At 61.0% G+C, this 22,908-nt stretch carries 22 protein-coding genes; 8 read left to right on the plus strand and 14 right to left on the minus strand.

The window, feature by feature from the left end; genetic code table 11:
* Positions 1-46: 46 nt before the first annotated feature.
* The 3 genes from OKW29_RS08920 (at position 47) to OKW29_RS08930 (ending at position 3,096) form a co-directional block, all read left to right on the plus strand.
* A complete protein-coding gene (locus OKW29_RS08920) occupies positions 47-352 on the plus strand; it encodes a putative quinol monooxygenase (RefSeq protein ID WP_187631781.1) in 306 nt (101 codons plus the stop codon).
* 89 nt (positions 353-441) lie between these two features.
* Positions 442-1,200 (plus strand): alpha/beta fold hydrolase, encoded by a 759-nt coding sequence (locus OKW29_RS08925; protein WP_429290785.1) that lies wholly within the window; start codon positions 442-444, stop codon positions 1,198-1,200.
* A 171-nt stretch (positions 1,201-1,371) separates the two neighbouring features.
* The gene (locus OKW29_RS08930; RefSeq protein ID WP_429290786.1) at positions 1,372-3,096 is read left to right on the plus strand and encodes a cytochrome c biogenesis protein DipZ; all 1,725 of its coding nucleotides are present in this window, start codon (positions 1,372-1,374) and stop codon (positions 3,094-3,096) included.
* A gap of 637 nt (positions 3,097-3,733) precedes the next feature.
* Here the strand turns inward: OKW29_RS08930 and OKW29_RS08935 are convergent.
* Together OKW29_RS08935 and OKW29_RS08940 are read right to left on the minus strand one after the other, a co-directional pair.
* Entirely contained in the window at positions 3,734-4,804 is a 1,071-nt protein-coding gene (locus tag OKW29_RS08935; RefSeq protein ID WP_429290787.1) for an IS110 family transposase, read from the minus strand.
* A gap of 444 nt (positions 4,805-5,248) precedes the next feature.
* Positions 5,249-6,100, minus strand: coding sequence for a LysR substrate-binding domain-containing protein (locus tag OKW29_RS08940; RefSeq protein ID WP_429290788.1), 852 nt, complete (start codon positions 6,098-6,100; stop codon positions 5,249-5,251).
* A 112-nt stretch (positions 6,101-6,212) separates the two neighbouring features.
* Here OKW29_RS08940 and OKW29_RS08945 point away from each other — a divergent pair, with 112 nt between their 5' ends.
* Positions 6,213-6,863: an FMN-dependent NADH-azoreductase gene (locus OKW29_RS08945; RefSeq protein ID WP_429290789.1), complete on the plus strand. Its 651-nt coding sequence runs from the start codon at positions 6,213-6,215 to the stop codon at positions 6,861-6,863.
* Between the two features lie 634 nt (positions 6,864-7,497).
* On the opposite strand, the gene OKW29_RS08950 is transcribed toward OKW29_RS08945, so the two are convergent.
* From OKW29_RS08950 to OKW29_RS08975, 6 genes are all read right to left on the minus strand, one after another.
* Entirely contained in the window at positions 7,498-8,496 is a 999-nt protein-coding gene (locus OKW29_RS08950; protein ID WP_429290790.1) for an aldo/keto reductase, read from the minus strand.
* 91 nt (positions 8,497-8,587) lie between these two features.
* Complete coding sequence (locus OKW29_RS08955) at positions 8,588-9,379, minus strand: IclR family transcriptional regulator (RefSeq protein ID WP_184062670.1); 792 nt, start codon at positions 9,377-9,379, stop codon at positions 8,588-8,590.
* Between the two features lie 36 nt (positions 9,380-9,415).
* Positions 9,416-10,225 carry a sugar phosphate isomerase/epimerase family protein gene (locus OKW29_RS08960; RefSeq protein ID WP_429290791.1) on the minus strand — a complete coding sequence of 270 codons (810 nt, stop codon included), beginning with the start codon at positions 10,223-10,225 and terminating at the stop codon, positions 9,416-9,418.
* Between the two features lie 45 nt (positions 10,226-10,270).
* Positions 10,271-11,137 carry an intradiol ring-cleavage dioxygenase gene (locus tag OKW29_RS08965; RefSeq protein ID WP_429290792.1) on the minus strand — a complete coding sequence of 289 codons (867 nt, stop codon included), beginning with the start codon at positions 11,135-11,137 and terminating at the stop codon, positions 10,271-10,273.
* A 10-nt stretch (positions 11,138-11,147) separates the two neighbouring features.
* Complete coding sequence (locus OKW29_RS08970; protein ID WP_429292465.1) at positions 11,148-12,233, minus strand: maleylacetate reductase; 1,086 nt, start codon at positions 12,231-12,233, stop codon at positions 11,148-11,150.
* Positions 12,233-12,820 carry a nuclear transport factor 2 family protein gene (locus OKW29_RS08975; RefSeq protein WP_429290793.1) on the minus strand — a complete coding sequence of 196 codons (588 nt, stop codon included), beginning with the start codon at positions 12,818-12,820 and terminating at the stop codon, positions 12,233-12,235. Before OKW29_RS08975 ends, OKW29_RS08970 begins: the two co-directional genes overlap by 1 nt.
* Before the next feature lie 211 nt (positions 12,821-13,031).
* On the opposite strand from OKW29_RS08975, the gene OKW29_RS08980 reads away from it, so the two are divergent.
* A complete protein-coding gene (locus OKW29_RS08980; protein ID WP_429290794.1) occupies positions 13,032-13,787 on the plus strand; it encodes an SDR family NAD(P)-dependent oxidoreductase in 756 nt (251 codons plus the stop codon).
* A 60-nt stretch (positions 13,788-13,847) separates the two neighbouring features.
* Positions 13,848-15,116: an MFS transporter gene (locus OKW29_RS08985; protein ID WP_429290795.1), complete on the plus strand. Its 1,269-nt coding sequence runs from the start codon at positions 13,848-13,850 to the stop codon at positions 15,114-15,116.
* A gap of 119 nt (positions 15,117-15,235) precedes the next feature.
* Here OKW29_RS08985 and OKW29_RS08990 read toward each other — a convergent pair whose 3' ends face one another.
* Positions 15,236-16,228 carry an IS5 family transposase gene (locus OKW29_RS08990; RefSeq protein ID WP_187631889.1) on the minus strand — a complete coding sequence of 331 codons (993 nt, stop codon included), beginning with the start codon at positions 16,226-16,228 and terminating at the stop codon, positions 15,236-15,238.
* Positions 16,229-16,490: 262 nt separating this feature from the next.
* Entirely contained in the window at positions 16,491-16,877 is a 387-nt protein-coding gene (locus OKW29_RS08995; RefSeq protein ID WP_429290796.1) for a MerR family transcriptional regulator, read from the minus strand.
* Positions 16,878-16,963: 86 nt separating this feature from the next.
* Between OKW29_RS08995 and OKW29_RS09000 the strand changes: the two genes are divergently transcribed.
* Complete coding sequence (locus tag OKW29_RS09000; RefSeq protein ID WP_429290797.1) at positions 16,964-17,872, plus strand: alpha/beta fold hydrolase; 909 nt, start codon at positions 16,964-16,966, stop codon at positions 17,870-17,872.
* 25 nt (positions 17,873-17,897) lie between these two features.
* Positions 17,898-18,797, plus strand: coding sequence for an alpha/beta fold hydrolase (locus tag OKW29_RS09005; protein ID WP_429290798.1), 900 nt, complete (start codon positions 17,898-17,900; stop codon positions 18,795-18,797).
* Between the two features lie 331 nt (positions 18,798-19,128).
* Here the strand turns inward: OKW29_RS09005 and OKW29_RS09010 are convergent, their stop codons facing one another.
* The 4 genes from OKW29_RS09010 to OKW29_RS09025 form a co-directional block, all read right to left on the minus strand.
* Positions 19,129-19,584: a thioesterase family protein gene (locus OKW29_RS09010; protein ID WP_184062656.1), complete on the minus strand. Its 456-nt coding sequence runs from the start codon at positions 19,582-19,584 to the stop codon at positions 19,129-19,131.
* Between the two features lie 56 nt (positions 19,585-19,640).
* Positions 19,641-20,999 carry an FAD-binding oxidoreductase gene (locus OKW29_RS09015; protein WP_429290799.1) on the minus strand — a complete coding sequence of 453 codons (1,359 nt, stop codon included), beginning with the start codon at positions 20,997-20,999 and terminating at the stop codon, positions 19,641-19,643.
* Positions 21,000-21,449: 450 nt separating this feature from the next.
* On the minus strand, positions 21,450-21,719 hold the full coding sequence (locus OKW29_RS09020) for a hypothetical protein (RefSeq protein ID WP_184062652.1): 270 nt from the start codon (positions 21,717-21,719) through the stop codon (positions 21,450-21,452).
* A gap of 375 nt (positions 21,720-22,094) precedes the next feature.
* On the minus strand, positions 22,095-22,895 hold the full coding sequence (locus OKW29_RS09025) for a class I SAM-dependent methyltransferase (RefSeq protein WP_429290800.1): 801 nt from the start codon (positions 22,893-22,895) through the stop codon (positions 22,095-22,097).
* Positions 22,896-22,908 lie beyond the last annotated feature (13 nt).

The raw sequence follows: 22,908 nt of genomic DNA on the forward strand, positions 1-22,908 counted from the left end.
TCTGGACCAACGCGTGAACTCGTCGCGCGCAAACTGGAGAGCAAAGATGATCAAGAAAGCACTATTCGTACGACTTGAAGCCAGGCCGGGAAAGGAGCAGGCGGTAGCAGATTTCCTCGACGCCGGCCTGGAGATGACGAATCGGGAGGCGACCACACCGATCTGGTTCGCCCTGAAGCTCTCGCCGACGACGTTCGGCGTCTTCGACGCCTTCGCGAGCGAAGAGGATCGCCAGGCACACCTTGCCGGCGACATGGCCAACTCGCTGATGACGCGAGTCGAGGAGATGCTGGCAAGTCCGCCGTCGGTCGAGCTGATCGACGTTCTGGCGATGAAGAACGAGCTGGCCTGATTCCCGGTTATCTATCACCGATCAATCCTCGCCCGTCAAGTGTGATTGCGCGAAACGACGGGCAACTACAGACAATCCTGGAGAGTAAAATGTTTGCACTGCGAAAGAACCTGGCGATTGCCGCCCTGATTGCCCTGGGCGCCACGATGGCTCACGCCGAGGCAAAGGCGGCTGCGAAAGATGTTGTCATTGTTCACGGCGCACTGGTGGATGGCTCCGGCTGGCGGGCCGTCCACGACATCCTGGTCAAGGATGGTTACCATGTGGCGATCGTGCAGGAGCCGCTTACGGGCCTTGCAGAAGACGTCGATGCCGCCAGGCGCGTCATTGATCAGCAGCAGGGCCCGGTTGTGCTGGTCGGCCATAGCTATGGCGGCTCCGTGATCACGGAGGCAGGTGCGGACCCGAAGGTCAGCTCGCTCGTCTATGTGGCCGCACTGCAACCCGACGCCGGCGAAGCCAGCGGTCAGCTGTTGCAGAAGTTCGCTGCGCCCAACGATGCGATGCGAGCGACGCCGGACAAGTATTTCTTCCTCCCGCCGGCGAAATTCCGTGAGAACTTTGCAGCGGACATCTCGCCATCGGACGCGCAATTCCTGGCGGACTCGCAGGATCAACTCGCCGAGAAAGCGTTGGGCGCACCGGTCTCTGTGGCGGCATGGCGAACCAAGCCCAGCTACGCCATCCTGACTACCCAGGATCATATGGTGAGCCCCCAGCTTCAGCGCTGGATGTATCAACGCTCGGGTGCCAAGGTGACCGAAGTGAGCGCAAGCCACGCTGTCTTTATCTCTCAGCCGGCCGCGGTCGCGCGAGTGATTGAGGTTGCCGCGAAGTCGACGAACTGACCGGTAATCGTCTCGATGGGGCACCTGTCGGCTTCGCGCCGACGGCCGACACCGTCGCCAGTCGGCCCGCCCCCATCGCAGATACCCACGTTGGTTGTCAAATCGCGGCAATCGCGGGTGGATGTCGCTCAGCTCGGCACATACCCCTAACCCTTCACGGATGTCGCCACCATGCTATTACTGATCCTTGCCTACCTCGGCGGTGCACTGACCATCCTCAGTCCGTGCATCCTGCCGGTGCTGCCTTTCGTATTTTCGCGAGCCGACCGCCCGTTTGCGCGCAATGGACTGCCGATGCTGGTGGGCATGGCGCTGACTTTCGCCGTGGTCGCCACGCTGGCCGCTGTCGGCGGCGGCTGGGCCGTCCGCGCAAACCAGTACGGCCGCTTCGTCGCCTTGGCCGCGCTCGCCGTGCTTGGCCTGACGTTGCTCTCGGAGCGCGTCGCCGAATGGATCACCCGTCCGTTCGTGGCGCTCGGCAACAAGCTCACCGAGCACACCGGGAGCCAGGACGATTCGGTGCTCTCGGCGGCCGGGCTGGGCGTGGCCACAGGGCTGCTGTGGGCGCCCTGCGCCGGCCCGATCCTGGGCCTGCTGCTCACGGGCGCCGCTCTCAAGGGCGCCAGCGTCCAGACGACGCTGTTGCTGCTCACCTACGCGGGGGGCGCGGCGACCTCGCTCGCGCTGGCGCTGCTGATTGGCGGACGCGTCTTCGCCTTGATGAAGCGCTCGCTGGGCGCTGGCGAATGGGTGCGCCGCGCCCTGGGCGTGCTGGTGCTGGCAGGTGTGGCCGTCATCGCGCTGGGGCTGGATACCGGGCTGCTGACACGCGTGTCGCTGGCCAGCACGGGGGGCATCGAACAGAAGCTGATCGACGCGGCGCGTCCTGCACCGCTCGTGCAGATCGCTGTGAAGGCCGGCGATACGCTGCCGGTGGAAGGCGATTTGCCCGCGCTCGATGGCGCCACCCAGTGGCTCAACAGCCCACCGCTCACGGCGCAGTCGCTGCGCGGCAAGGTGGTGCTGGTCGATTTCTGGACCTACTCCTGCATCAACTGCATCCGCTCGCTACCGTACGTGCGAAGCTGGGCTGACAAGTACAAGGATTACGGCCTGGTGGTGATCGGCGTGCACGCGCCAGAGTTCGCATTCGAGAAGGATCCGGGCAATGTCGCCCACGCCGTGAAGGACCTGGGCGTAGACTACCCGGTCGCACTCGACAACAGTTACACCATCTGGAAGGCCTTCAGTAACGAGTATTGGCCTGCGCATTACTTCATTGACCCGCAGGGGCATATTCGTCACCACCATTTTGGGGAAGGCGACTACAAGCAAAGCGAGGACGTGATCCGCCGACTGCTCGCCGAGGCCGGCCACAAGGACCTGCCTGGCGGCTACGTGCAACCCAACGTTCAGGGCGCGCAGGGCGCCGCCGGCTCAGGCGATTCCAGTCGCTCGCCGGAAACCTACGTTGGCTACGCACGCGCGCAGAACTTCGCCGGTGGCCCGGTGGCGCAGGACGAGACTGCCACGTATCACGCGCCCTCGACCCTGACGGCCAACCAGTGGGGGCTCGACGGGCGCTGGTTGGTTAGCGACGAAAGTGCCCGGCTTGACAGCCCTAACGGACGCATTGTTTATCGCTTCCGTGGCCGTGACCTGCATCTGGTGCTGGGGCCCGGCCGCGACGGCCAGCCCGTGCGCTTTCGCGTGCTGATCGACGGCAAGGCGCCGGGCGCCGACCGCGGCACGGACATCGATGCGTATGGCAACGGCACGGTCACCGGGCAGCGCCTCTACCAGCTCGTGCGGCAGGCCAACGGCAGCGGCGAACGCACCTTCGAGATCACCTTCCTGGCGCCTGGCGTGCTGGCTTACGCGTTCACGTTCGGCTGAGTCCCACGGTTGCCCAATGCCCGTCTCTATGCACCAACGCCGTCACGCATGCGACTGCAGGCCGAATGGCCGTATTCTGAGTCGAGCCGATGATTGATCGTCCGGGCCAACCCGCCAGCCAGTGACCGTTCATGGGCGAACCCGGTCCGATAGCTGAATTGAGAACCGCTTGCCGGCCCGCTGCGGATGATCGTCGCAAGTCGACCCCATCCGGTCACTGGATCCCTCGCCACTTCAATGGCAGGTTTCAAACGGATACTGTTTGCAAGGACTTCCCCCGAGAGTCAAGAGCGGGGTTCGATTTTTTTCGATGCACACAGAGAATGGATGCCTACTTGCAGGTGGGCCTGTTGGCGTAGTCACTTCACTGTCCTCAAGTCGGCTGCCGCTGTCGTGTCGAAAGCAATACCAGGAACAGACTGCGTATTTGCAAACGGCCTTGTTGCCCGAGACGTATCGGGCGGGCCACGATATGAGCCGCCCAGGAGAACCCTATTTGAAAACCGGCGAACAGGCATGAGGGATTGAGCCTCATGCGGTAATGACTCGCCAACAGAATCCTCGGGTTCTTCTCCCGTTCGGTCCGACCTCGTTTTGCTATCGCGTCGAGCAGTAGTTGAATCTCAGGTCAATCAGGTCATGCAGCAGCGGGCGGTAACGGTGGATGCAGCGGATGCCGTTGCCACGCATCGGCGTCGTAACGCTCATCCTTCGCAAGCATCGCCCACAGCATGCGGGCATGCTTGTTTGCTATCGCAATCAGCGTCTTGTGAAAGCCCTTGCGTTCATGGAGCTGCCTGATCCATCGTTGCAGGCGGCTCGCGTGCGTGGGGTCGGCACGCAGCGCCGATTGCAACGTACTTCGGGCGCCCTGAACCAGCAGCGTACGCAGATAGACGTTCCCTCTGAGGCTGATATGTCCCAGCCGCGTCCTTCCTCCGGAACTGTGCTGGCGTGGCGTCAGGCCAAGCCAGGGGCCGAACTGCCGTCCATTACGAAAAACCTTTGCGTCGGGAACGGTCGCAGCCAGGGCGCTGGAGGTCACCGGACCGACGCCGAGCAGTTCGCCGGCGCGTCTTGCAACGTCACTGCTTCTGGCGTGAGTGGTGATCTGCTGGTCGCAGCGGGCGAGCCGCAGGTTCAGCGCGGCGAGTTGCTCGCGCACTTCGAGCAACATGGAGCGCACCGGATCAGGCAGCCTGGCATCTTCGTTCAACTGCGGCAAGGCTCTGAGAAAGCGGTCTGCAGAACGCGCAATCACCACTCCGAATTCTGCCAGTAGTCCGCGGGTGCGGTTCAGCAGTGCCGTGCGTTCCTCCTGCCAGCCATTACGCACGCTATGCCACGCCAGGATCGGCTGCTGCTCGACGGACTTGATCGTCACAAAACGCATCGTCGGCTGCCGCGCCGCAACGGCGATGGCCTCAGCATCGGCTGCATCGTTCTTGCCTCCCGGCCTGAATGGCTTGACGAACTCCGCCGGAATAAGCCGGGCCGTATGACCACGCGCGGCAAACCAGCGACCCCAATGGTGGGAAGAACCGCAGGCTTCCATCGCGACGCAGCACGGTGACAGTTGTTCGGCCCATCGGATGAATGCCTCGCGTCGCAGCACGCGCCGGTGCAGCACCGCACCCGTGGCGTCGAGTACGCAGATCGCGAACACATCCTTTGCCAGGTCGATACCGACGGTAGTAAGCTGGTTCACGACTTCCCCTCCTGTTCAGATTGATGGCTGACACCCCAATCCTGGCACTCGATGCCGTGCGACTTCAATGTCACCTCAGGTTGGGGAAGTCCCTTCTCTGAGCAGTTGTTTGTCAAGCCGCTTGCGGTTTGGCAAACAACTGGATTGCCGATTTATGAATTGCCACTTTCGCGACGAGTAAGCGTTGTTTGCATTGAAGACCCATCACGCCTTTACATGTCCAATCTGAGACCGATCATCGCGCTCGTGAGACTCGAGGTCTGCACTCACCTTCTATCCGCTGGTCAACTGTGTGACCAGCCCCATCCTGCATGCGCGCTTCGCCCGGATATCTCCGGGGCACGCGTCCGTGGGCACGAGCTGCCACTGAAACTCAGTGAACCGATGAGGATGCGTGTGCCTCTGGCCGTGAAAATCCCAAACCTGCCGCCGCGATGACCGTGGTCATCCTTTGTGCGCGAATGCCAGCACGATTGCGTTGCCCAGTTCATCGACAACCCTTGCCGATGCGCCCGGCGCCGCGAACATCGTGAACTCGACATCGGGCAGTGCCGGCAGGCCGGCATCCGGCGCGATCGCACGCAAGCCGTGCGCAAGTTGTGTATGCACGATCGGTGTCACCGCAAAGCCCGCGTGCGCAGCGGCGCACAGGCCAGCGCCGCTCGGGCACACCAGCACGATCCGGTAATCCACGCCAGCGCGGGCAAGCGCGGCCAGTGAGGCCTCACGATACGGGCAGGGTTCCGGCAGCAGCGCAATCGGCACCGGTACGCCAGGCGTTAGCGACGCCCAATCCGCACCGGCCCACACAAGCGGCTCGCGCCAGAGCACGCGTCCGGAGCGCGCATCGTGGCAGCGTCCACCAATCACCACGTCCAATTCACTGTGATCCATCGCCTGAAGCAGTTCGCCCGGGATACCGACCCTGATGCTGAACGCGATGCGCGGGTACCGCACGGCGAACGCCTGCATCACATGCATCAGTCTGACATTGGCGAGGTCTTCCGACAGACCCACGCGGATCGTGCCCTCACTCGGTCCGCGAAGCAGTTGCGCCCGCGCGTCCTGATTAAGCGCGAGGATGGCGCGCGCGTAACCCAGCAGCAGTTCGCCGTCCACTGTGAGCGTGACCGAGCGCGTTGTGCGCACGAGCAGGTCCCGGCCGATCTGTTTTTCGAGACGCCGCAGATGCGCGCTGACCGCGGACTGCGTCAGATTCAGACGGGCCGCGGCGTGCGTGAAGCCTCCTTCCTGGACGACGGCCACAAGAGAGCGCAGCAAAACGGTATCGAACATAGATGCCCCCGCAATACAGTGCGAATGCTACTGAATACCGCGATGATACTTCGTTTATATTTTGAATCGAACTATGTTCTGATGAGGCTCATCAACCATCAGGAGTCGTTCCATGTCGACCTTGCTGCATATCGAATCCTCCCCGCGCAAGTCGCGGTCCGCATCACTCGACGTTGCGCACGCATATCTGGAGGCCTGGCGCGACGCTCATCCGGATCATCGGATCGACGTGCTCGACCTGTGGGCGACTCAATTGCCGGAACTCGACGGCGACGCGCTCGATGCCAAATACGCGGACTTGAGCGGCACGCCTCTCAGCGAAGGCCAGCAGCAAGCGTGGGCAGGTTTCCGGCAGCTAGCGCAGCGGATGCACGACGCGGATACGCTGCTGTTCTCCGTGCCGCTGTGGAATTTTTCCATCCCATACAAGCTCAAGCATTTCATCGACGCCGTGTCCCACCGGGACATCCTCTTCTCATTCGACGAGCGTGGGTTAGCGGGATTGCTGAAGGGCAAGAAAGCAGTCGTGATCTATGCGAGAGGCCTCGACTATTCAAAGCAGTCGAGCACGCCCGCCGAGTCGTTCGACTTTCAGCGGCCGATTTTTGAAGCGTGGCTGCGCCTCATCGGTATCACCGACATCGAATCGATCATTGTCGAGAAAACGCTCTTTGGACCTGAAGTCGATCACGCGGGCAGACAGGCTGCGCGCGAACAGGCAGTGGCGCTGGTAGACGCGGCTTCAGCTTCGGTTGATGGCTGAACTAGTCCGGACCACCAACGCGTTGCGTCACGGTTCATTCCGCCGATATTCATTCCGTTGAGTAACAACTGTTTTGCGCAGTGGATAGGCCGCCGCTACAAATCGAATCGCGGACATTCGTTGCCCATGGGTCAATGTCCCACTGCCCGGACCGGTCCCACGGCGAATTTCCGTAGGCGACGCTATGCGGCGACTCAACTGATACCTGGCCTATGGCCGTTTCCGATGTGAATGGGACGTTCGAATGTCCTCGTTAGGCCACGGGCCAATGGCTGGAGATGGCCGATAGCCCCAGTTCGATGAACGTTCCGAAGAACTGCCGTTGAAAACTTCAACGGCGGCTTAGGGGCGGCCTCTGTGAGCGAGTACAGTCGGCCATTTCCAGCCGTTCACCTTGCCGCAGGGGGACTCGTCCTAACGTCGGGATGTCATCTGCAAGGAGACATTCCAGCGCGTGTTGTTCAGTCGGGGGGAACCGAAATGAGAAAGTAGCGACTGCGAAGAGGCCCGCTACGGAGCCTCGAACATGAGACCGAAGAGGCCGTAAAGTCACCGCCTCAGGTTGGCGAGCGCCGCCGTCGACGGGGCTGCGGCAAACAGCGTCTTGACCGGTGTCCTTCTCGAATGGAAGCGATTAAGCTCCCTCGCAACCTCCGCTTAATCGTCCTTCCCAATCCTTCGTCTCGATCAGGAATGCGTCCATCTCCTGCCAAAACTGATCCGAAAGATTTTCAGAGAGACGGGCGAAGGACTGCTTGAATTCATCGGCGGTCTTTGCCCCGAAAACGATCGTGCTGACCGCAGAATGTCGCAGAGGAAAAAGCAGGGCAGCGGTAGCCAGTGATACGTGATGGCGCCGGCAAATGCGTTCGAGTCCTTCCGTCTGCAACAGGGCTAGCCGCGTCGCGGGCCGCATGTTGTAGAAGGCGTCGGGACGCGAACCGGTCGCGAGAATGCCCGAGTTGAATGGCGACGCCGCGATCCAGGCAATGCCTTTCTCGACGCAGTGATCCAGCAATGCGGTGCTGCGCGTGCGAAGCAACGAGTACTCTCCCGCCGGCATGACGACATCTACGTCGGCCAGTTCGGCGAAGTCCAGGCAGGCCTGCCAGTCCATACTGGCGACGCCTATCGCGCCGACCACTTTTTCATCCTTTAGGCGCTGTAACGCGGGAAACGCACCTTCGACGGCCGTTTTGAGTTCCTCGCGATACGCCGTCCGGGCAAAACCGGGATCCAGATCGTGAATAAAAACTGCACCGAGACGATCGACATTGAGTCGCGACAGGCTGCGCTCGACCGATCGGAGCGTCGTATCGTACGTGTAGTCCAGGTAAAAGTTGCTACCACCTGGCAAGGAGCTTGCGCCAGGCTGGCTCAAGTACCTGCCGAGCTTGGTCGATACGTACAACTCGTCTCGCGGATACGCTGCCAGCGCCGCGCCAAGCCGTTGCTCGCTTACACCGCCAAGATAAGCTGCCGAGGTATCAAAATATCGAACGCCACTCGCCCATGCGGCATGAATCATGTTGAAGAACGCCTGCTCGCCCGCCGCGTTTGCGAGGCTGCCGGCTCCGACTCCCACCCGGGGAAACTGAACAGTTCCATTCGGCTCTGAAATTCGCGCGGTCATTAAATTCGGTATCCCTGATAAACAGTTGTGACAATCGCCAACGATTTTGTGGCGACCACAAAGACGAGCCCCCGAAAATGTGTCAGTAGGCTTACCTGGTATGTTCGTTTGCGGCGATGTAATCGCGGCGCACGCGCTCCGCGGAGGCCTGGAGAACGGCGACGGCCCGCGCGCCGACACGTTCCGAATAGCGCACCGACGGAATCGCGACGTTCAGCGAGCCGAGCGGAAAGCCCGACGATGACAACACTGGCACGCCGATGCCGACGATGCCCGGCGTGTATTCGTCCATCGAATAGGCGACCCCGGTATGTCGGATGGTTTCGATCTGTGCAAGCAGCGCCTTCTTTGATGTGATCGTCTTCGGCGTGATGGCTTGCATCTTCACGGTCTTGATGTACTCGCTACGCATCTGATCCGGAAGAAACGCGAGAATCACCTTTCCACCCGACACTGCATACAGCGGTGCAAGATCGCCGAGTCGCAGATGCGATACCAACCGTTGCGGGCTGGTCACTGTCGCAACGACTTCCACCTGATCGCCTTTGATCTGATTGAGCGCGCACGACTCCAGCGTCTGCTGTGTGATCTCTGCCAGCACCGGCTGCGCGCAGCTGACGAGCGAGCGGCTATGCGTGGATTGCTGCGAAAGCCGGATTAGCGCTTCGCCGAGGCGATAACCCTTGGTGACAGGGACGAATTCGACAAAACCACGAGCCGTAAGATTCTTGAGCAGCTTGGTCAGCGAACTCTTCGGTATATCCAGCGCTTCCGCGATTTCCGTATGGGACATCTCGCGTCCCCATCTCGCGAGCAACTCGATCACGTCGAGCACGCGATCCGCCGATTTGACCACTGCATTCGATTCGTCTTCCAACAGCATATCCGGCTCCTGTTTACATATGGAAACATACTAGCATCAGGACACTGGACCAGCGAGAAACGTCCGCATGCGTGCATGGATGCGTCTCGCCTGTTCTTCGAACGGCAGGCCACGCAGCGGGAGCGTCGGCGCCTCGACGGCGAGTGGAAGATCGGACCGCAGTCTCGACAGCAGTTCGCGCAGCGGCAATTCACCATCGCCGGGCAGCAGCCGGGCCGTCCTCGCTTCTTGTCGCCGTGCTTCGAGGGACTGCGGTGCGGCGCTCGGTGCATCGCAAATCTGGATGTATTCGATCAGCGCCGGGTCGATTGCATCGATCTGCTCGCACGTCGCGCCCGCACGGAAGTACTGCAGTGCGTCAATGAGTATTCGCGCGTTCGGCTGTCCGCTGTCTCGCACGACCTCGAGCGCGTCGGCGGGCGTCCCCACCGCGCAGTATGTGATCGCTTCGAGCCCGACCGAAAGGTCAAAGCCGTCGGCCGCTTCGCACAGGCGGCCGAAGTTGTCCCGCAGGCGAGCGCGTTCGGTGTCGTTGCCGACGCAGAGCACGTGCCGCGCACCGAGCATACGACCCGCTTCGAGTGCAGGCAGTAGTGACGCGACATCCGTCTGCGGACTCAGCCAGATGGCCTCGATGTCCAGCAGCCTGACGCCGGTTGCGTGGAGTCGCGCGCGTAACTCGCGGATGAGTGCGGGATGGTTCGCAACATCCACGATCGCATCGGCGGCGGTGGGCGCGACCAGCCGCAAGCCGCAAAACTCAAATCCCGCAGCGGCGGCCGCATCGACGAGCTGCAGCGGATGCGCGTCAAGGATGGTCAGATGATGCAGCGACAGTTCATGCATCGGAACACGTCCGTAACATAGAAAATGGCTCGTGGCGCACAGCGGTCAGTTCCGCGGCGGCAGCACGAAATCATAGGCAAGCAGGGCACTCGGAACATCGACGAGATGACCGGCCGGACTCAGACCCGGTGCGAGCCGTACCAGTGGTTCGATCAGTGCGTCTTTCACGCCGAACACGACGTCCGAGTCCAGGTAGATGTCGCCGCTCACGAACACATGCGTAACGAGGGTCCGGAAGCCGGGTGCACTGACGCGGAAGTGCACGTGCGCCGGGCGGTACGGATGCCGCCCCTGCGCATCGAGCATGCGGCCAACCGGGCCGTCGTTCGGAATCGGATAGGCAGCGGGTACGATCGAGCGATACCAGAATGCGCCTTCCATATCGGTCAGGAAGCGCGCGCGCATGTGCAGGTCCTCCTTGCCCGCCGCCTTCTGCACATCATAGAAGCCGTGGCTGTCCGCGTGCCACGTCTCGATCAGTGAGCCCGCGATCGGTTTCCCGTTCAGCTCGCGTACGGTGCCCTCCACCAGCAGAGGGTCGCCCGGCTCGCCATCGGTGATCGAAGCGCCGAGCGGCAGAATAGCCGCTTCTTCTACATAGAACGGACCGAGCACGGTAGTTTGCGTCGCGTCGCCCGGATAGCGATGATTGATCGCGTCCACCAGCATCGATACACCGAGCGTGTCGGAGAGCAGAATGAACTCTTGCCGGGTGTCGGTGCACATCTGCCCCGTCTGCGTGAGAAAGCGAATCGCGGCGGCCCATTCGCCTTCGGTGGGCTCGATCTCCTTCACGAACGCGTGCAGATGACGAACCAGCGCGTCGCTGATCTGGTGCACGCGTTCGCTCTTGCTTCCCGCAAGACGCTCGATGACCGCTGCAGTGATGTTGTCTTCGTCGAAATTGCGCATCGCGTATTCCTCACAGCGAATCGGGTTGTGGTGCCGCGCCGCGCCATGCCCTTTCGAGCATTGCCCTGATCGAGTCATAGCCCGGCGTGCGCGGATTCGCATAGGCCTGTTGTAGCACCAGATCGGCCGCGCGCCCGATGCCATCGTGCGGCATGCCAATCTCCGCAAGAGACTGGGGAACGTGCAGCCTTGCAGCGAGCGCGTGCAGCCCAGACCATGCGTCATCGGCTTCAAGCGCGTGTGCGATGCGGCGCATTGCATGCGGCGCCGCGCCAGCCTGGTAGGCAACGACGTGCGCAAGCATGATCGCATGGGTGTCGGCATGCGGCAGATCGAAGGTGCCGCCCAGCACATGACAGACTTTGTGATGCAGCGCCATGCCGACGGAGCCGAGGCACGTTCCGCACAACCACGCACCGTACTGGGCGCGGCTGCGCGCATCACGACTGGCGGGATTGGCGAGAATCTCGGGCAGCGCACCGGCGAGGGCCGCGATACCCTGTTCAGCCATGATCGACGTGACCGGATTGGCGTCGACGGAATAGAGCGCTTCCACCGCGTGAGCCATCGCGTTCAGACCGCTCGTCGCCGACAAGCGCGCGGGCAGCGTCAGGGTTAGTTCGACATCGTAGATCACGGCCTCCGGCAACACGTCGAGCGTACGACGCGTGCGTTTCTCGCCGTCCTGCGTTTCGCCAATGATCGGTGTGACTTCAGAGCCGGCGTACGTAGTAGGCAACGCGATTTGGGGCAGGCCGGTGCGCAGTGCAAGCGCTTTCGCGAGGCCGATTGCTGAGCCGCCGCCCACGGCTATCAGGCAGTCGGCACGTGCATCCCGAGCGACCGCGAGTGCACGCGATGTCACGTCCCACGGCGTGTGCATCGCGGCCTCGGGAAAGATATGCGCCCGCAAACCGGTGAACAACGACGCGATGGCATCGGCCAAATCCTTCTGTTCCGGTGTGGAGGCGATCAACGGATGCGCGCAGCCCAGTTGCCGGGCGACTTCAGGCGTTTCCCGACGCCTGCCCGCGCCGAACAGCACGCGCGCCGGCAGCGCCTGGTAATCGAAGCGCATCGGCGAGATGTCCTCCATCATAGCGCTCCGTTTTGCAAATACTGGCGGCCGCGCGCATAGAGCGCTTCTACCTCCGGGCCCGTCAGTGTCGGCATGTCGCGTTTGACCTTGTAGCCGATTCGGGTCTGCATATATGCGAGATGCCGATAGCCGACGGGGAACCCGGCCAGCAGCGCCGCATCGAGAACGGGACGGGCGTCCGGCTTGACCGGATCCAGACGATCCTTTTCGTAGATGGGCTGTCGAAGCAACAGCAGCCATCGGTCGTCGACCTTCTCGAAGAAGTCGTAAAAGCGGCCGGTGCACACGACGTCGCATAACGTGTCTTCGACTTCTCCCCGCTGCGAAATGGTCATCTTGGTCTGCGCGACGGCACGCGAGCCGCTCACTTCGATCGACGTGCCGCCCAGAAAATGCAAGATGCTCACGCCGTTGGCCCAACCGGCCTTCGTCACTTCGATGAACTCGCGGCCGCTTCCCTGAAACCACGTCGCCATCATGCGGCCGTCCGGATGCCAGAGCGTCGCGAAACGCTCCCAGTCTCCCGCATCTCGCCATACGGCCCAGTTTTCGATTGTCTCGTGGATCGTCACTCGATCAATCATCGCCTGTTCCATCTATCGCTCCTCGCTGTTCACGTATAGAAATCAGTTTCTATGTTGGTACTCATGACGCTGCGCGGTCAAGCGGTTTTTATCGCGAACCGGGACATTCCCTAGTTTGTTCCCCTATGTGAATGAATGGTGGGATTGCCGTTGACGAGCCGGAATATCGTTTCTAGGATAGGAACTACGTTATATATAGGAACAAACGGATATGGAAAAGCAATCGATAAAACAACGAAGATTTGAATCACGCACGGCCATCGTGACGGGCGCCGCGCGTGGCATCGGGCGCGGTGTCGCAGAGCGTCTTGCGGACGAAGGCTGCCGGATCGCCTGTTGGGATATCGATTGTTCATCGCTCGAAACAGGCGGCGACTCGTTCGCGGCGCTTGTTCAGGCCGTCGATCTTGCCGACGCGCGTTCCGTTGAGGCCGCGTTCGCTGCCACGCTCGAGTCGTTCGGTCATGTCGACATACTCGTGAACAACGCCGGCATTAACGGACCGGTCGTTCCGATCGAAGACTATCCGGTCGACGCATGGAACCGCGTCCTCGCCGTAGATCTGAATAGCGTCTTCCACACCTGCCGCCTCGCCGTGCCACACATGCGCGGACGCGGCGCGGGACGCATCGTCAACGTGGCGTCGATCGTCGGCAAAGAAGGACATCCGAACATTTGCGCTTATGCCTCAGCGAAGGCGGGTGTCATCGGTCTGACGAAATCGATCGCGCGGGAGTTGGCCGGAACGGGCGTCACGGTCAATGGCATCGCGCCTGCGATCACCGAAACTGATCTTTTCCGGGAGATGACGGAGGAGCACATCGAGGCCAGCAAAGCGCGTATTCCGATGGGGCGGTTTTTGACCGTTCCGGAAATCGCCGCCATGGTGGCGTGGATCGCAAGCGACGAATGCAGCTTCACGACCGGCTTCACCTTCGACCTGTCAGGCGGACGCGCGACATATTGAGCGCGCAACGCTACGCGAGCCCTGTTCGCGATCATCGACAAGACACACGCAGGAGACGAGATGGCATCTACGCATCTACAGAGCAGCAATCAGGCACGAACCGCTACCGCGAGCGCGTGGATCGGCTCTGCGCTGGAGTACTACGACTACTTCATCTACGCGCAAGCCGCCGCGCTGGTTTTTCCGCAACTTTTCTTTCCTTCCCAAGACAGTCGCGTTGCGATCGCCGCGTCGCTTGCGACCTATGGCGTCGGCTATCTCGCACGACCAGTCGGCGCATTTGTGCTCGGCCGTCGTGGTGATACGCATGGCCGCAAGAACCTGCTTCTCACCTGCATGTTCATGATGGGGTTGTCGACGCTCGCCGTCGGTGTTCTGCCGACATTTGCGCAAGTGGGCTTCGCAGCGCCCATCCTGCTTGTGATCTTGCGCCTCATCCAGGGCTTCGCGGTCGCCGGGGAGATATCGGGTTCCAGTTCCCTCGTGCTGGAGCATGCGCCGCTCGGCCGTCGCGGCTACTTTGCGAGTTATGCGATGCAGGGCGTGACCGCCGGCCAGGTGTTCGCTGCGGCCATCTTCATGCCGCTCGCATACTATCTGCCCGAGAAGCAGTTCCTGGCGTGGGGTTGGCGCGTACCGTTCCTGCTGAGTGTGCTCGTGCTGGTAGCCGGTTATGTAATCCGGCGGAAAGTGTCGGAGACGCCGGCTTTTGTCGATGAAACGCAACATCGGCAGATTCCCGCGTCGCCCGTCAAGGAAGCGTTACGCGATGGCTGGCGGGATATCGTCCGCATCGCGGCAATCGCATTGATTGCGATCATCCTGGCGGTGACTTCGATCTTTGGCGCGGCCTATGCGGTGCAGACCGCTTACGGTATCGGTCTTTCGAAAGGCTTCTTTCTTTGGATTCCGCTGCTCGCCAATCTGACTGCGATGTTCTTCATTCCCTTCGCAGGCAGTCTTTCCGATCGATGGGGACGCCGGCCACTCATCATATTCGGTGCGCTTGCCTCGGGCTTGCTGTCTTATGCGTATCTCTATGCGATCAGTCTGCACAATGCCATGCTGGCGATCGTCATCGCGATCGTGATGTGGGGCGTGGTGTATCAATGCTTCAACGCGGTCTATCCGAGCTTCATGCCTGAACTGTTCCCGACACGTATCCGGGTTACCGCCATGGCGATCGGCCAGAACATCGGCACGGCCATTACCGCAATCCTGCCGGCGTTCATCGCAGCCGCCGTGCCGCCCGGCACGCAGCACATTCCGTTAATCGTGGGGACGATCACGCTGATCGTCTGCGGCATCGGCGCGCTAGGGAAACGCTGATTAATGAACTGTCGGATCGGCTTGCAGATCAAGACGCGTCAAATTTTCTGGATAACGAATCGAATCGACGCTCATTTCGGTGAATTTGGCTCGCAAACGAGCCCCTCTTCTCTCATTTTTCATACGCATGACGGATTGCTCCCATGAACCGATCGCAACAGATTTCGCGCAGTCACCAGATTCGCCAGAGCGAACAAGCTGAACAGTTGCGCCGTGTTCTTGGCCAAGCCCTTGTATCGGGTTTTGCGATGGTGAAACAGGTTCTTGACGATATGGAACGGATGCTCAACGCGCGAACGGATTTGCGCCTTGGTTCGCTCAAGCGCAGTCACCAGGTCCTTCAGCGGCCCGTCCTGCATCGCCTTGATCTTTCCGCGCTTGGCAGCGACGTGCCAATTTACTGCCTTGCCTTTCATTTCATCACGCTTGTCTACACCAATGTAGCCTGCGTCGGCGAACGCTTCCTCTTCATGGCCGTGCAGCAGCAAATGGGCTTGCGACACATCCGACACGTTGGCCGCCGTGCCAACCACACTGTGGACCAAGCCCGAATCGGCGTCCACGCCAACGTGGGCTTTCATCCCAAAGTGCCATTCGTTTCCCTTCTTCGTTTGATGCATCTCCGGGTCACGGCTCTTCCCGGCGTTCTTGGTCGACGGTGGCGCTTCGATGATCGTCGCATCAACCAGCGTGCCTTCCTTCATCATCAGTCCACGCTCACACAGCGAGATACCGATCTCGTCGAACAGCTTCCGTGTCAGTTCGTGCTCGATCAACAGGCGCCGGAATTTCAGCAGCGTGGTCGCATCCGGAACGTTCTCGACTGCCAGATCGATGCCGGCGAAGGCGCGCAGCGCAATGCTGTCATACAGCGCGTCTTCCAGCCCTTCGTCCGACAGCCCGTACCACTGTTGCAGGAAATAGATCCGCAGCATTCGCTCCAAGCCAATCGGCGGACGGCCTCGCGTGCCCTTCGGGTAATGCGGTTCGATTGCAGACAGCAAACGCTGCCACGGCACAATCTGCTCCATCTCCGCCAGGAAGCGTTGGCGCCTCGTCACGCGCTTCTTGCCTGCAATTTCCGCTTCCGCGAAGCCGATCTGCCTCTTCATCCTCGTGAGTCCGTTCTGTGAGCTGCCTTCTATAACGTCTTCGGCTACGTGAGCGATGACCGCCGAGCTCCATTAATCAGCGTTTCCCTAGGCGCATGGACGGCGCGCGAAACTTATCGGCTGCCCGTCAACGCGCTCGGGCAACGAGATGCATCGCCGATCAGTCAGGAGGAATACGACAGCCTGCGTACGGACATTCGCAGGAAGAAAACCGCATCCAATGTTCCTGTTTGACGGCGATCTCTGTGTGCCGCGGTTCGCGTCAGTCGACGGGCGGCACCGCACCTTCCAGCAAGGTCTTGATGAGCCGAGCGCGCCGCTTTTCGAGGTCCGCGATCTGGCGATCGATGGCTTCGAGCCTTACCCGCTGGACGTCGGTGATCTGATCGCAAGAGCGGGCGCCTTCGATCAGAAGCATGCAGTCGGGAAAGCCGCGAATGTCGTCGATGGTGAAACCGGTCGCGATCATGCGCTGAACCTGCTTGACCTGCGTGACTGCCCTCTCGGGGAACATGCGATAGCCATTGCTCGCACGTACCGAGGCGAGCAGACCGTGTTCGTCGTAATGTCGGATCGATCGCACGCTCGCGCCGGTGAGTTGCGAGAGTTGTCCGATCGTCAGCAGTTCCTGTGAAGGCGTGTCTTTCATGAAGAGCAGACTAACACAATTCGCTTGACTCTCACATCAGTGTAAGGGTTGAGACTAGGCGCACTGACACTCTCTCGGGAAAGACAATGAGCTTACGAACGTTCCCTCACTTTTTGATTTCCCCGTTCTCTGCGGCGACACTGCTCGCGTCTGCACCCGACGCGATCGCGGCGCCGACCAGCTATATGATTACATCGACGGATGGGGTGAAGCTGGCGGTTCAGGAAAGCGGTGACCCGAACGGTCCGCCAATCATTCTGGTGCATGGGCTGCTCGGCAGCCGCCTGAACTGGGACGCGCAGGTGCAGAGCCCCGAATTGCGCCAATACCGGATCATTACGTACGATCTGCGCGGCCACGGTCTGTCGGATAAGCCGTCCGGCCCGGAGCCATATCACGACGGAAACCGTTGGGGGGACGACCTCGCAGCGGTGATCCAGGGCTCACACGCGCGCAAGCCCGTCTTGGTTGGCTGGTCGCTCGGCGGTGTGGTGATATCGAACTACCTCGCAAAGTATGGCGATCGCGCGGTCGCGGGTGCTGTGTATGTCGACGGCGTGGTCGAGCTCGCGCCGGTTCAGATCGTCGACCATCCTGATGTTTATCTGGACATGAATTCGCCGGATCTGAAGACGCATCTCGACGGTGAGCGCACCTTCGTCGGCCTGTGTTTCAACCATCGGCCTGACGCCGATACATTTGACCGGCTGCTCGCGAACGCCGCGATGGCGTCGTGGGACATGCAAAAAGAAGTGCCGACGATGACGGTGTTCGCTGCAGAGGGGCTCGGCAAAGCGCGCGTACCGCTGCTCTTCATCTACGGCGGTCACGACGCGCTGGTCAACACGCATGCGACGCTGGCTCGCGCGACCGCACTAAATCCGCGCATCGTCAGCAAGGTGTACGCGGACTCGGGTCACGCGCCGTTCATTGAGGAAGCCGCGCGTTTCAATCGCGATCTGGTGGAGTTTGTCAGGTCAGCGTCGCAGCAATGAAGCCACGTTTTACGAGGAGATGAGCATGGCGCATGGAGTCGAGCAGGACTTCTTTCCGGGCTTCGGGAGGCTCGACGTCGAAGCGGGCGATGTCTCGTTTCGCGGCAGGATCGGCGGGAGCGGATCGCCGGTTTTGCTTTTGCACGGTTACCCGCAAACCCACGTCGCGTGGCGATTCATTGCGCCGACGCTCGCGAGGTCGCACACCGTCATCGTGCCGGATCTGCCGGGGTACGGCGACAGCCGGACCCGCAACGATCAGCCGCGTTGGACCAAACGTCGCGTAGCCAGCGCGCTCGTCGCGCTGATGGGCCGGCTCGGGCACGAGCGCTTCGCAGTGGTCGGGCATGATCGGGGCGCTCGGGCGGGATACCGGCTTGCGCTCGACCATCCTCGACGCGTTGCCGCGTATGCCTCGCTCACCGTGATACCGACGCTCGATGCATTCGCAACTATCGACAAGACATTCGCGTTGAACGCCTGGCATTGGTTCTTCCTGGCGCAGCCGGGCGATCTCCCGGAGCGGATGCTCGCGGCTGATCCGGACGGTTATCTCGACACTGCACTGGCGAAGATGGCGGGCGGTCTGGAGCGGATCGATCCTTTGGCCCTCGACGTTTATCGAAGCGCGTTCAGGAATCCGCACGTGCGCCACGCCATGTGCGAAGACTATCGCGCCGCTGCTTCCGAGGACCTGGAGCACGATGCGAGCGATTTGGCTGCAGGCCGAAGGCTGGCCTGTCCGGTCCTGGTACTGTGGAGCGAGAGCGAACAGAAGGCGAGAAGCACTCTGCCCCTCGACGCGTGGTCCCGATGGGCAGCGAACGTGACGGGCAAGGGATTGCCCGGCGGCCATCTGCTGCCCGAGGATGCGCCGAATGAGGTGTTGACGTCCCTTGAGAATTTTTTGGTCGGACAGGTTTAGCGTTGGCTACCGTGAAGACATTGACGATTCGGAGATCGATGGGCAGCAAGATCCCGAAAGTAGATCAATCACGATAACGTGATCCATCGATATCGCGCCCGCAAGCAGTCTATAGAGCGAATGACTGCTTCAGCTCCAAAAGCGCAAATAAGGAGGCCGGGTCAGTGAACGGCCGAGAAGGGTCGGACAGCGCCCGCAAAGTGTCATTCGGCGTAGCGCCGGTCGGCCGTTCAGACGTCCGTTCCACTCTTCAAACGGTCATTGGTCTTCCAAAGGCGCGCGTTGCCTGACCGGACCAGGACTTAACTCCGACGGAACCGGAGCCGAGGGCTCAACTCGATTGCGCTCGGTTTACGCTGCTCGGCAATTCGACAAAATCCTCGGTCTTGTCCAATGCATGCATCGCATCGAGCAGGGCGGGAGGTGGACACGTCAGCTTGCGCTTTTCCAGATCGAGCCAACCAACCGCTGAGGTCACGCGGGCCACCAGCTTGCCTTCGCGAAGAAACTCGTTGCACAACAGCGTACGGCTTCCATCGGCAGACAGGCCAGCGAGCGCAAAGCCTACTGTTATCCGATCAAGCAGATGGATCTCGCGAAAATATTCGATCTCGTCCTTCATCACCACCGGTCCGATACGGAGCTTCATGAACTCGGACATCGAAAAACCCTGTTTCGCGAAGTACAGCATCCGCGCATCGACCGACTTGTCGAGATAGGCGGTGTTGCGCATATGTGAGTTGAAATCCATGTCGCCCCAGCCGGCGAAGAGTTCCGTCTCGAACATAGTGTGGCCTTACAATAGGTGTTACGTGATATCTTCCTGCCGGTCTTGTGTTCGCATCACGGGAGTGGAATGGCCTTAAGAACGCCTGAAGGATTGAATTGCTCTTTAACGCTCGCTAGACGCGCGGCGTTAGGTCCATAGGCGCGCGCGATTTGTTCTGCGGACGTGTCGGGTAGCAGGTTGGCGTACCCGCCCGGGAGTGCTGTCGGGCTAAGCGCCGCGTTGAGCCTATGTGCCCACGCCCGATGGGGTTCAGCGTCATCCCTCTCAGGCGTCCAGGTCGCATAGATCAAGGCCGTAAAGTGAGGCTTGCGCATCCCAAACGCGGTATCCTCGGGAGCGACGTCGGTTGCTGCTCCGTGGCAGTGGTGAATGATGATTGACGTGAGCGGCGAGGTACGGGCCTCGAACTCAGAGACAAGAGCGTCGATTGTGGCCGGGCCGAGCGCGTCGAACCATCTGGTCGCGACCTCGTAACCGCGGCCTTGCGCGAGCTTCCCGTCGGTGAGAGACAAGAGGCTTGACGCCGGCATCGGAACGGCCTTGACGAGAAGCGGAGTTCCCACGGACCCGACCCTGGCCAGAATTGCCTCGCCGGTTGCCACCTCGCCTGACCAGACCATGGAAAACACGACGACCGGTTTGCCATCAGGTACAGGCGACAGGACGGCAGAGGCGAACAGATTGGCGGGTGCCTGACTTGCCACGTCCGCAAAGCGAGCCAACACCGCGCGCGCGTCTGCCAAAGGGAAGACTATCGTGCCACTGAGCACCGTTCCGGGATCGTACAGGCGCAGCCGCATGGCGGTGACGACGCCGAAGTTCCCACCGCCGCCTCGCAAGGCCCAGAACAGATCGGCGTTGCGCTCCGCGTCGCAGACGACAATCCTCCCGTCAGGCAGCACGACCTCCGCGGACAGAAGGCTGTCGCAGGCCAGGCCAAAGCGTGTCATGAGCGGGCCGTACCCCCCACCGAGGACGAGGCCGGTCATGCTGACCGCGCCGTCATTGCCGATCACTGCCGCGAGGCCATGCTCGCCCGCAGCCTGATTGAGTTGGGCTGCCGTGACACCGCCGCCGATCATGACCTCGCGACTATCGGCGTCGATCGCGAGTTTCGCCATCCTTGATATGTCGAGGATGACGGTGCCTTCGCGGAGTGAGCGACCGGCCCAGTCCTGCCCGCCGTTGTAGATAGATATTGGGACGTGAGCGTCGTTGGTTACGCGCAATGCACGACTCACCTTCTCGGTGGTATCGCAGCGCGCCAGGAGCAATGGCCGTGGGCAAAGCGCGCCGTTCCACCAGCGCGGCGAAACATTTGCCCAGTCGCTCGGTTCGACGACTTCGAATCCCACTTCTCTGAGAACTTCAGCCAACCTGAGGAGGTCAGCGCTTGTGTGGTTAGCATTCATTGAACTCTCCCGCTCACTGTTCCGAAAGTTGTAGCAGGGTCCGTGCCGCCTTGAGCGCGATGTGGCGGGTCCGAATCCATTGAGGGGCGACAACAGGCTGTCCCCGTGCCGAGGCCGTCCGGTCTCTTTCAATGTTACCGCTTTCCCCTGGGGGCATCATTGGACCGCGTGCGGCCAACTCCGGACGTTCGACTCGTTGCTGTGAACCGTTGACAATCACCGCGCTCGATCCAGCGAGTCGACGGCCCCAATATTTAGCGACCTCGTGGAGCATGCCGAAGCTCATTTCGCAAGACCGGATGTGGTCGCGATGCAAACCATCGGCATTTCTGCTGTCGCAACGGATTACTTGCGTTCCCCAAAATGCACGTCCACTATGCGGAGTGAACGGTTTGTGGTCTTGCATCTTTGCGCAGCCATAGATTGCTAATGTCATGAGTTATAAATTCGCTAAACAAGCAGCGAGCCGCAATCCCGCTGCAAATCATGAACGCTCATCGCAGGACGTTCGACCGCAGGTGGAAACACGCACCACACACCGTCATCGTGGAGGAAGAAATAGATTGCCAATGTGCCTGCTGGCCGCAATGCCTCCACACATACATAGCGCCGCTGATTTGAGTTCATGCGGCCGAACCGGGTCACCCGGGCCGACATGGCCGCAGTCGGCCCAAGCCATTTTTCGACCAGCAGACGTAAAGAGCTCTTTATCGTACTCATCGACCGCTCCTTCAACTTCGCATCTCGTTGATGCAGCTAGCTCCCCGTTTTGTTAGGGGCTACGAATGGCTGGCCAAAGTGTCGTATGCGAATTTCCAACTCATGGCACTAGTTCGGCTTCAGGCACTACACGATAGTTTGGTGTAAGCAAGCGATACAGCGCCTCCCTCATGCCAGAAGAGGCACTCCCGATCAGGCGGCGACCGGGATAAGTCACCAAGGCGGCAAGGCTCCGTAGCTGTCGACAGTCAGCGCGCTCGCGCCCGACACCCGCCACGACCCGGGAACAAAGTGTCCAGCCAATATCCAATGTTTGGTCTGTGCAGCCATCTGCGACAAGAGCAGGTCGAGCAGTTTGTCCGCACAGGCATCACCTCATTTCGACTTGCGCCCGACTGCGATGAGCGCCGATGAAGGCAGGTTGATTGAGCCGTCCGACTCTGCATACGCCTGGAAAGCCGCTTTCAGAGCGGGTTGGAGCCGCGCGTGTTGCTCGTCTGTCAAGGCCGCATAGTTCGGCGCGAAGTGAAATAATGGGCCGAATTCCTCCAACAAGGCGTCGACCGAAGCAGCACTTTGGATCGTCTCGCAAACCGTCACGGTGACGTCGGAGCAGCCACTTTCAATCACGGCGCCTCGCAAGCTCGTTTGCGACCACTCATTCAGGCCATTTTCGCCCCACAGCGATCGGCCGGGGAAGACGCGGCTGAACACGCCATCCAGAATCACCATCGGCGTGGCGCCAACCCGGCTTGGCCAGGCTGCCACAACGACCCGCCCATTGGCCCGCACGACGCGCACCATCTCAGCCAAACCCGCCCGCCACGACGCAAACAACATCACGCCAAAGATCGAAAACGCCGCGTCGAAACTCGCGTCACCGGCGTCGAGTGAAGCGCCGTCCATCACTCGCGCCTCACATTCCGGGAACGGACGTAATCGTTCGCTGGTCCGCGCTACCATGGCAGGCGCGATATCGGTGGCAAGAACCCGGGCCCCCATAGCCGCTACAATCAGCGCAAGTGCGCCCGTACCGGTCGCCACGTCGATCACCTGCTCGTTACTGCCTACGCCAGATAAAGCCGCTGCCCGCTCGCAAAAACGGCTGGTCAGTGGTTCAGCAAACCGCTCATACGGGTTCGCCAATGAGTTGAAGTCCGGCATGTCTTCGGTCATGAACGCGCTCCTG

It is taken from the genome of Paraburkholderia sp. CI3, assembly GCF_050436505.1.
GTDB classification, from domain to species: Bacteria; Pseudomonadota; Gammaproteobacteria; order Burkholderiales; family Burkholderiaceae; genus Paraburkholderia; species Paraburkholderia tuberum.

Coding starts and splice junctions, on each gene's coding strand:
- OKW29_RS08920 (WP_187631781.1), top strand. CDS start 47: ATGATCAAGAAAGCACTATTCGTACGACTTGAAGCCAGGCCGGGAAAG.
- OKW29_RS08925 (WP_429290785.1), top strand. CDS start 442: ATGTTTGCACTGCGAAAGAACCTGGCGATTGCCGCCCTGATTGCCCTG.
- OKW29_RS08930 (WP_429290786.1), top strand. CDS start 1,372: ATGCTATTACTGATCCTTGCCTACCTCGGCGGTGCACTGACCATCCTC.
- OKW29_RS08940 (WP_429290788.1), bottom strand. CDS start 6,100: ATGTTCGATACCGTTTTGCTGCGCTCTCTTGTGGCCGTCGTCCAGGAA.
- OKW29_RS08945 (WP_429290789.1), top strand. CDS start 6,213: ATGTCGACCTTGCTGCATATCGAATCCTCCCCGCGCAAGTCGCGGTCC.
- OKW29_RS08950 (WP_429290790.1), bottom strand. CDS start 8,496: ATGACCGCGCGAATTTCAGAGCCGAATGGAACTGTTCAGTTTCCCCGG.
- OKW29_RS08955 (WP_184062670.1), bottom strand. CDS start 9,379: ATGCTGTTGGAAGACGAATCGAATGCAGTGGTCAAATCGGCGGATCGC.
- OKW29_RS08960 (WP_429290791.1), bottom strand. CDS start 10,225: ATGCATGAACTGTCGCTGCATCATCTGACCATCCTTGACGCGCATCCG.
- OKW29_RS08965 (WP_429290792.1), bottom strand. CDS start 11,137: ATGCGCAATTTCGACGAAGACAACATCACTGCAGCGGTCATCGAGCGT.
- OKW29_RS08970 (WP_429292465.1), bottom strand. CDS start 12,233: ATGGAGGACATCTCGCCGATGCGCTTCGATTACCAGGCGCTGCCGGCG.
- OKW29_RS08975 (WP_429290793.1), bottom strand. CDS start 12,820: ATGATTGATCGAGTGACGATCCACGAGACAATCGAAAACTGGGCCGTA.
- OKW29_RS08980 (WP_429290794.1), top strand. CDS start 13,032: ATGGAAAAGCAATCGATAAAACAACGAAGATTTGAATCACGCACGGCC.
- OKW29_RS08985 (WP_429290795.1), top strand. CDS start 13,848: ATGGCATCTACGCATCTACAGAGCAGCAATCAGGCACGAACCGCTACC.
- OKW29_RS08990 (WP_187631889.1), bottom strand. CDS start 16,228: ATGAAGAGGCAGATCGGCTTCGCGGAAGCGGAAATTGCAGGCAAGAAG.
- OKW29_RS08995 (WP_429290796.1), bottom strand. CDS start 16,877: ATGAAAGACACGCCTTCACAGGAACTGCTGACGATCGGACAACTCTCG.
- OKW29_RS09000 (WP_429290797.1), top strand. CDS start 16,964: ATGAGCTTACGAACGTTCCCTCACTTTTTGATTTCCCCGTTCTCTGCG.
- OKW29_RS09005 (WP_429290798.1), top strand. CDS start 17,898: ATGGCGCATGGAGTCGAGCAGGACTTCTTTCCGGGCTTCGGGAGGCTC.
- OKW29_RS09010 (WP_184062656.1), bottom strand. CDS start 19,584: ATGTTCGAGACGGAACTCTTCGCCGGCTGGGGCGACATGGATTTCAAC.
- OKW29_RS09015 (WP_429290799.1), bottom strand. CDS start 20,999: ATGAATGCTAACCACACAAGCGCTGACCTCCTCAGGTTGGCTGAAGTT.
- OKW29_RS09020 (WP_184062652.1), bottom strand. CDS start 21,719: ATGAGTACGATAAAGAGCTCTTTACGTCTGCTGGTCGAAAAATGGCTT.
- OKW29_RS09025 (WP_429290800.1), bottom strand. CDS start 22,895: ATGACCGAAGACATGCCGGACTTCAACTCATTGGCGAACCCGTATGAG.